Here is a 7,434-nt window from a genome sequence, read left to right as displayed (position 1 = left end):
CGGCGGGCATTGCAACGATGCTGGCCGCGGCGATGGCAGCGCGCACCGACGCACACCGTCTCGCTCATCTAGGCGCAGTGGATGTCGCGCTCTCCGGGGCCGCGACAGTACTGCGTGCGGGCGCTGCGCAAATTGACGCCAATCCTGTTGCTGATCACCAGGCTACCGCATTGCGCGCTCGTCTCGCGGTCGAGGCGGCCGCCACCGAAGTCATGCATCACGCAGGACGCGCACTCGGCGCAGCGCCGCTCTGCCGCAACCTCCGCTTCGCGCGCGCAATGGCCGATCTACCGGTGTTCCTGCGACAGAGCCATGCCGAGCGCGATCTTGCAGCGCTCGGTGAAGCGGTGCTCACGCAGCATCGTGACGAGGGCGGCACATGGGCGCTTTAACAGCGCGTTGTGCTTCGTCACATCAGCCGCAGCTAACGCGCTGAGGTCTGCGCAGTGACGCAGCCATACCGGCCAAGGTTACAACGCAACACGCAAGACAAGGTGCAACCCATGACATCCTCCCACAGCTATTTCGACGCACTCTATGCGGACTGCGACGACCCTTGGGGTTTTCGCAACCGCTGGTATGAACGCCGCAAACGCCTGCTTACGCTTGCAATGCTGCCGCGTGAGCGGTATCACCACGCCTTTGAGCCGGGCTGCGCAAACGGCGAACTGTCCGCACAACTCGCGATGCGTTGCGACCGTCTGCTTGCTACCGATTTGAACGAGACCGCTGTGCGCCTCGCGCGTGAGCGGCTCGCCGACCAACCCCACGTGCGTGTCGAGCGCCGCAGCGTGCCGCAAGAGTGGCCCGCAGATCAATTCGATCTGATCGTGCTGAGCGAACTGGCGTATTACCTCGACGATGCAGACCTTGGGCGTTTGACCGAATGCATTACGCGCGCGCTGTCCGTTGACGGCACCTTGCTGGCCTGTCATTGGCGCCGTGAATTCGACGAGGCTGCGCAAACTGCGGCGCGGGTACATGCGTTGCTCGACACGGAGTGTGGGCTCACGCGACTTGCCCGTTACGAAGACGCTGACGTGCTCCTCGATGTATGGACGCGCGATTCGCGTTCGGTAGCGCAACATGAGGGGTTGGCATGATTGGCGTCGTGATTCCCGTGCATAACGAAGAGGCGCTCCTCGGCCGCTGTCTCGCTTCGATCCGCGACGCTGCCTCGGCCGAGGCGCTGTCAGGCGAGGCCGTGCAAACCGTCGTCGTGCTTGATGACTGCACTGATCGCAGCGCCGCCATCGCAATGAGCTTCGGCGTGGTGACGCTTGCGCTGCAGGCGCGCAATGTGGGCATGGCGCGGGCAGCGGGTGCACGGCATCTGCTGGCGGGTGGCGCGCGCTGGCTCGCTTTTACTGATGCCGACAGCAGGGTATCGCCCGGATGGCTGGCCGCCCAGTTAGCGTTACAAGCTGACGCAGTGTGCGGCTCGATATGTATCGACGACTGGGGTGGGCATCCTCAACACGTCCGCGATTATTTTCGCCAGACGTATGTCGATGCCGATGGGCATCAGCATGTGCACGGGGCGAATCTCGGTGTGTCGGCGCACGCTTATCTGCGGGCGGGCGGTTTTGCGCCGCTTGCATGTAGCGAAGACGTTGCACTGGTGGAGCGCCTGCTCGAGGTGGGTGCGCAAGTGGCATGGAGTGCGGCGCCGCGCGTCATGACCAGCGCGCGCCGCGCTAGCCGTGTCCGAGGTGGCTTCGGCGATACGCTCTCAGGATGGGCCGCGAAGCTCGATCACGTACTCGATCCGCTCGACAGTCTCAATCCGCTCGACGCGTGTATCAGGACCGAGTCTTCGTAAGTTGCACGGGGGTATCGGGCGCGCCACCAGTCGTCAATTTTGCGGCGGCTCCCGATGTCCCTGATTCGGATCGCCGCGTCCCTGAGGTTGCGCTTGCGGCTGGGGGCGTGCCTGAGGCTGTGGTTCCGGCCGGCTGTACTGAGGCTGAGCCTGAGGCTGCCCCGGACGCGCTTGCGGCTGCCCTTGTACGGGCGGGTGGCCATACTGAGGCTGCGCTTGTCCTTGCACTGGAGGACGCCCATACACCGGCGGCTGAGACTGCCCCTGCTCGGGAGGACGCCCATACTCCGGTGGCTGAGGCTGCCCCTGCACCGGAGGACGGCCATACTCCTGATGCGGCTGCGGTTGTCCTTGCGGACCGCGCGGCGGCAGCGGACTGGTTTGCGGCCGATACACCGGCTGGCCGCCTTGCATCGGCGGCGGCGGCGGATGTCCACCATAACCGTTGGCCGGCGGATGCCCACCATAACCATTGCCCGGCGGATGCGGCGGTTGGTTGCGCCAACGGTCGCGCTCGCCGTACCACGGCCGGCCCTGATAGTAGTGTCCCCAGTACGAGTCGATCGAAAACACGACGACCGGCAAGCCGATCACCGCCCCGTAGCTTTCGAGCGGCACGTAATTGCCCTCATACGGGTAGTTGATCGCATCGCCATAGATCCAGCCGCGCAGGTCGTCGAGCGTGACATCGCACCAGGTGTAATCGCTCACGCAACCCATCACCGTAATCGGCTGATTCGGCCCGAGACCCGTCACAACCGGATAACCATCATCAGGGCCGGCCATCAGGTTGACGGGCTGATTCGTATAAGCCTGCACCTGGGCGAACGCGACGCACGGGAGTGTGAGCAGCGTGGCAACCGCCGCAAAGGTGGTTGTCTTGAGTGCAGTGAACTTGAGAAGCATGAAAGCCGCGTCTCGAAACGCTGTGGTCGTGGAGCGTTCAGGTTATCAGATGAGCGTGCGCCACGTTCACGCCCAGCCGTTGCAAACGTGACGGGAAGTAACAGGAAAGCGCAACCGCCAGTGAGCGGTCTCCCACGTCCGTATTCCCTTACAAAGGATTTCTTGACCGGATAGCGGCACTGGGTGCAAGGTTGAAAAGGGCCCCGCCAGCTTCGTGCAACGTGGGGCGGGGATGGATGGCGTACGGTGGATCAACCGGTCGGTGCGAGGAGCAGGCGATGCAACTGAACTTTCCCAACCCATGCCGCAGTTACGACTCCGCACACCACTGCGTGTGCTTCTGGGGATACGACAACGCCCGCGAAATTGCCTTCACGGTGAACGATACCGTGCTGTCCAATCTGAGCCCTGGCACTGGCTCGGACGAGCCCGCCGTGCTCGCCGCCTTCGACCAGCATCGGGAAGAAATCCTCGGTTTGGCGCGGGGTCTCTATTCGGGTGGCCCGCAAAACCGCTACGCGATTTCCTGAGGCGAGCGGGGCGGCCAACAGTGTGGGCGTGACGGCGCAGCGCATCAGGTTGCGCGGGCGCCCGGCGCACTATGTGTCAGTGACACGATAAAGTCCAGAAACGCGCGCACCTTGGCGGGCGGATGATGCCGCGATGGATAGAGTACATACAGCGGATACACCTCGTCGCCCCAGTCTGGAAAGAGCGCCTTGAGCTTGCCTTGCGCGAGCAGCGTCTCAGCGCCAAGCGCAAGGATCTGCGCGATACCCTGACCGGCGGCACACGCACTGTGCATTGTCCCAACGTCATTCACGGTGAGCCGCCCGGGCGGCGTAACCACCACCTTTTTGCGTCCGCGATGGAATTCCCACGTGTACGGATAGCCGGTCTCAGGATCGCGAAACTTGATGCATACATGCTGGCCGCTTTCCAGGTCCGTCGGCGCAACCGGATGGCCATGTTTCTTCAGATAAGACGGCGCGGCAACGGTCAGAATGCGCGTGTCGAGCAACTTGCGCGCAATCAGAGTCGATGCGCGCGGCTCCCCGAAGCGGATCGCAAGATCGAAGCCGTCGGCCACCATGTCGCCGAGCGTATCGCGCGTGACCAGTTCGAGTTGCAATTCCGGATGCTGGTCGATGAAGGCGCCCAGCCGTGGCCCAAGCACGAGGCGCGAAAAGAACGGATCAATCGTGACGCGCAGGCGCCCGCGCACCGCGGTCGCACCATATGCCGCCGACGCGGCCGCCTCTTCGAGCCCACCCAGCAGCGGCACGATCTGCTCGTAAAAACGCCGGCCTTCGTCAGTGAGCGCGACCGAACGGGTAGTGCGATCGAACAGACGAATGCCAAGGCGCGCTTCGAGCCGCGCGATCGAACGGCTCACGCCGGACTGCGACATGTCGAGCGCTTCGCCGGCGGCAGCAAAGCTGCCGCTATCGACAATCGCCGTCAGCACACCCATTCCGTTCAGAATGCGCTCGTCAAATGGCATTGACCTGCTCCTGTGTCATTTATCCTGTGGTTGCCATGCTAACGTGAAATGTTCTGTTCGCACCGCTCCGAATTCGAATGTGTTTTGTTCTGGAACAAAGACTCATTTGGCATCAAAACCGTTTGAAGAATGACATAACGTCATGACGTATATGACGCCTGGGCTCTCGTCGAGACGCGTGCCCGTCGCTAAGCTTGAGACCATTGCATCTTGTAGCCTCTTTGCCGCCGCTGTCAGCTGTTCTCTGTCATCTGTCGTGCGGAGCCTTAATCGCACAGTGACGGGCCTTACGCTCGCGCTTGCGGGGCGATCCCAAAGGTGCCTGTCTACTTTCGAGGAATCCAATCATGTCACGCATTTTCATCACCGGTTCTGCAGACGGCCTCGGCCTGATGGCCGCTCGTTTGCTGATCGAGGCCGGTCACGACGTGCTTTTGCACGGCCGCAACGAAGCGCGTGCTCAGGCAGCGCTCAACGCAGCGCCAGGCGCGCTTGGTGTGGTGAAGGGCGACCTTTCCAGCATCGCACAAACGGTCGCGCTCGCTGAGGAGGTCAATCGCCTTGGGCGCTTCGATACCGTGATTCACAACGCCGCCGTCGGTTACAAGGAACCGCGGCGCATCCAGACCACGGACGGTCTGCCGCATGTATTCGCCGTCAATACACTGGCGCCGTATATCCTCACGGCGCTGATCGAAAAGCCCAGGCGGTTGGTTTATCTGAGTTCCGGATTACATCGTCAAGGGGACGGCACGCTACGCGACCTCGGCTGGGAGCAGCGCCCCTGGCAGGGCACCCAGGCCTATTCAGATTCCAAATTGCACGATGCCTTACTGGCGTTTGCGGTCGCGCGGCGCTGGCCCGACGTTTATTCGAATGCCCTGGAACCCGGCTGGGTGGCAACCAAAATGGGCGGTCCGGAGGCCCCCGACGATTTGCGCGCCGCGCCGAAGACCCAGGTATGGCTCGCCGTCAGCGATGAACCGGCTGCCACCGTAAACGGCGAATATTTCTACCATCAAAAGCTGCGTGCGCCAGAGCCTATCGTCTATGACGAGTCAGTGCAGACCCGCTTGCTCGAAGCCTGTGAGCGCTACTCGGGGATTCGTCTGCCGGATTGAGTGCGGGCTCAAGGGAGGGGCGCCTGGATAGCAGGGCCAGGCACACGGTTTGCTGCCAACGTGTGACCGTTCGCCACCTCGCGAGCGAACGCGCCGCTGCGGCGGCAGGGGCCGCCAGATCTTCACCATGCAGACCTCACGCAACGTCCGCCGCAGTATTCCGCATGCGATACAAGGAGAAAAATTCATGCATATCGTGACGAACGTGGGCCCGCTCGTGGCGCTGATCGCCGGCATCCTGATCCTCGTGGTGCCGCGTCTGCTGAACTTCATCGTGGCGCTGTATCTGATCATCATTGGCTTGCTTGGCCTGTTTGGCGACCATATCCGCTGATCGACAAGCGCCGCTATCCCTGCTGCATTGACGCTTTATTCGCCGAGGCACGCGAACGCCCGCCTCGGCGTCACTTCTGCAGACGCGTAAAGCTTCGCTTAACGCGGACGTCTGTCTAAACTCGCAACTCAAATCAACTCGCAAGTCGAACCAGTCCACGGCGGGCGAGGAAATCGTCCGCCGGCTATCTCTAGCGCGGTCCGGCGGGAATTGCGCCGCTGCATTCCGGTCGTGCTAGTCTCCCGCGAGCGAAGGGGGACCGCCATCCCATGTTGCACCGCATCAGGTGCCGCGCTGCGCTACCCACTAAAGAATCCCGCAACGTTGCCGATAACCTGTAGGGCACCGTTGTCGATGCATGGCGCACTCAGGCATGGGCTTGGCGGACCACCGTCCGACGCCCGGCCGAACTAGCAGTTGCTGAATCAAAAGAGTCGTATCCAACTCACCTTCGCACGCTGGAGACACTGTGATTCGACGTAGCCTTGGCGCTGTCCTGCTCGCGCTCAGCTGGGTGGGCAGTGCCGTTGCCGCCGGTCCTGACTGTTCGCGGCCGTTCACGCTCGCGCTGCACGATCACGGCCTGCTGTATTCGGTCGAAACCGATAGCGGCATCGACAAGGACTTCGCCGACGAACTGGCGCGCCGCAGCGGCTGCCAGATCAAGGTCAGCCTGATGTCGCGGCAACGGATCTGGAAGTTGATCGAGTCCGGCGCGCTCGATTTCAGCCTGTCCGGCATCGCCGACGCCGAGCGCGACCAGTACGCGTCATTCGCCTGGTACTTCAGCAACAAATACTATTTGCTGGTGCGCAAGGACTCCGGCATCCGCCAACTCGCCGATTTCGAACATAACGACGAGTTCCAGCTCGGTGTGATCCGCAGTTTCCGTTATAGCGATTCGGCCAATCATCTGGTCGACACGCTTGCGGCTGAAAATCGCGTGAGCCAGGCAGGGGGCCTTGACCCGCTGTATCAGGCGCTGATCGCCAAGCGCATCCAGGGAATGATCATCGAACCGTTCGATTACCCCGCGATCGACGACAAGAAAATCCGCGACGTGACCACCATCGTCGAATTCAACGACCCAGCCGTGCCACACGGTCTGATCATGTCGAAGCGGGCATTGTCCCCGGCGGAGCGGGACAAGTGGCGAGCGCTCGTCAACCAGATGCGCGCGGACGGCACCGTGCGGCGCATCTTCTCGAAGTACTTCAACCCTGACCTCGTCGAATCGATGGTCGATTTCCAGTCGCCACCGTGAACTGGGCGCGCCTGATCCTGCTACCGCTGCTGGTCCTGTCCGCGTCGCTCGGCGTGACGTGGATCGTTTGGGACCACGAACGGCAGGCCGCGCATCACGAGTTGCTGACCCAGTTCGACTATTCGCTCGGAGATGCCGTGAGCAGGGTCGACCAGCGCATGGCCACCTATGAACTGCTGCTGCGCGGTGTGCAGAGTCTGTTCACCGCAACGGGCGGGATGGACCGCGAACGGTTCCGCGACTACGTCAACACGCTCGATCTCGACGCGAATTTCTCCGGCATTCAGGCCATTGGCGTGGTCCAGTGGGTTCCGGCGGCACAGCTTGGCGCCCATATCGAAGGCATGCGCAGGCAGGGCGTGGCGGGCTATGCCGTCCAGCCTGCGGGTGCACGCGACGACTATGCGCCCATCGTCCAGCGCGAACCGTATATTGGCCTGAACCGCGCCACGCTCGGCTTCGACGCGTGGGCCGACCCGGTGC

The 7,434-nt window shown here is 62.6% G+C and carries 9 protein-coding genes and 1 pseudogene; 8 read left to right on the top strand and 2 right to left on the bottom strand.

Annotated features, from left to right (window positions below; genetic code table 11):
* The 3 genes and pseudogenes from WCA85_RS10635 to WCA85_RS10625 form a co-directional block, all read left to right on the top strand.
* Positions 1 to 392 (top strand): annotated as a pseudogene (locus WCA85_RS10635) (acyl-CoA dehydrogenase); the annotation flags it as partial.
* A gap of 111 nt (positions 393 to 503) precedes the next feature.
* The gene (locus WCA85_RS10630; RefSeq protein ID WP_424063625.1) at positions 504 to 1,103 is read left to right on the top strand and encodes an SAM-dependent methyltransferase; all 600 of its coding nucleotides are present in this window, start codon (positions 504 to 506) and stop codon (positions 1,101 to 1,103) included.
* Positions 1,100 to 1,822 (top strand): glycosyltransferase, encoded by a 723-nt coding sequence (locus tag WCA85_RS10625; RefSeq protein ID WP_424063623.1) that lies wholly within the window; start codon positions 1,100 to 1,102, stop codon positions 1,820 to 1,822. The genes WCA85_RS10630 and WCA85_RS10625 overlap by 4 nt, the downstream gene beginning before the upstream one ends.
* A 33-nt stretch (positions 1,823 to 1,855) precedes the next feature.
* On the opposite strand, the gene WCA85_RS10620 is transcribed toward WCA85_RS10625, so the two are convergent.
* A complete protein-coding gene (locus WCA85_RS10620; RefSeq protein WP_424063621.1) occupies positions 1,856 to 2,728 on the bottom strand; it encodes an SH3 domain-containing protein in 873 nt (290 codons plus the stop codon).
* A 278-nt stretch (positions 2,729 to 3,006) separates the two neighbouring features.
* Between WCA85_RS10620 and WCA85_RS10615 the strand changes: the two genes are divergently transcribed.
* Positions 3,007 to 3,258 carry a DUF1488 domain-containing protein gene (locus WCA85_RS10615; protein WP_424063619.1) on the top strand — a complete coding sequence of 84 codons (252 nt, stop codon included), beginning with the start codon at positions 3,007 to 3,009 and terminating at the stop codon, positions 3,256 to 3,258.
* A 44-nt stretch (positions 3,259 to 3,302) separates the two neighbouring features.
* On the opposite strand, the gene WCA85_RS10610 is transcribed toward WCA85_RS10615, so the two are convergent.
* A complete protein-coding gene (locus WCA85_RS10610; protein ID WP_424063617.1) occupies positions 3,303 to 4,232 on the bottom strand; it encodes a LysR family transcriptional regulator in 930 nt (309 codons plus the stop codon).
* 347 nt (positions 4,233 to 4,579) lie between these two features.
* On the opposite strand from WCA85_RS10610, the gene WCA85_RS10605 reads away from it, so the two are divergent.
* The 4 genes from WCA85_RS10605 to WCA85_RS10590 all read left to right on the top strand — a co-directional run.
* Positions 4,580 to 5,353 (top strand): SDR family NAD(P)-dependent oxidoreductase, encoded by a 774-nt coding sequence (locus WCA85_RS10605; protein WP_424063615.1) that lies wholly within the window; start codon positions 4,580 to 4,582, stop codon positions 5,351 to 5,353.
* 187 nt (positions 5,354 to 5,540) lie between these two features.
* Entirely contained in the window at positions 5,541 to 5,687 is a 147-nt protein-coding gene (locus WCA85_RS10600) for a DUF3096 domain-containing protein (protein ID WP_424063613.1), read from the top strand.
* A 469-nt stretch (positions 5,688 to 6,156) separates the two neighbouring features.
* On the top strand, positions 6,157 to 6,951 hold the full coding sequence (locus tag WCA85_RS10595; protein WP_424063611.1) for a substrate-binding periplasmic protein: 795 nt from the start codon (positions 6,157 to 6,159) through the stop codon (positions 6,949 to 6,951).
* A partial coding sequence (locus tag WCA85_RS10590; protein ID WP_424063609.1) for a CHASE domain-containing protein occupies positions 6,948 to 7,434 on the top strand: 487 nt, incomplete at its 3' end. The genes WCA85_RS10595 and WCA85_RS10590, both read left to right, overlap by 4 nt.

Source organism: Paraburkholderia sp. (genome assembly GCF_049581445.1).
Taxonomy (GTDB): Bacteria; Pseudomonadota; Gammaproteobacteria; order Burkholderiales; family Burkholderiaceae; genus Paraburkholderia.
The sequence above is the reverse complement of the archived record's forward strand: the minus strand, read 5'-3'. Positions and strand labels throughout refer to the sequence as shown.

Bases quoted from the DNA above. Each gene is read 5' to 3' on its own strand.
- WCA85_RS10630 (WP_424063625.1), top strand. From the start codon at position 504: ATGACATCCTCCCACAGCTATTTCGACGCACTCTATGCGGACTGCGAC.
- WCA85_RS10625 (WP_424063623.1), top strand. From the start codon at position 1,100: ATGATTGGCGTCGTGATTCCCGTGCATAACGAAGAGGCGCTCCTCGGC.
- WCA85_RS10620 (WP_424063621.1), bottom strand. From the start codon at position 2,728: ATGCTTCTCAAGTTCACTGCACTCAAGACAACCACCTTTGCGGCGGTT.
- WCA85_RS10615 (WP_424063619.1), top strand. From the start codon at position 3,007: ATGCAACTGAACTTTCCCAACCCATGCCGCAGTTACGACTCCGCACAC.
- WCA85_RS10610 (WP_424063617.1), bottom strand. From the start codon at position 4,232: ATGCCATTTGACGAGCGCATTCTGAACGGAATGGGTGTGCTGACGGCG.
- WCA85_RS10605 (WP_424063615.1), top strand. From the start codon at position 4,580: ATGTCACGCATTTTCATCACCGGTTCTGCAGACGGCCTCGGCCTGATG.
- WCA85_RS10600 (WP_424063613.1), top strand. From the start codon at position 5,541: ATGCATATCGTGACGAACGTGGGCCCGCTCGTGGCGCTGATCGCCGGC.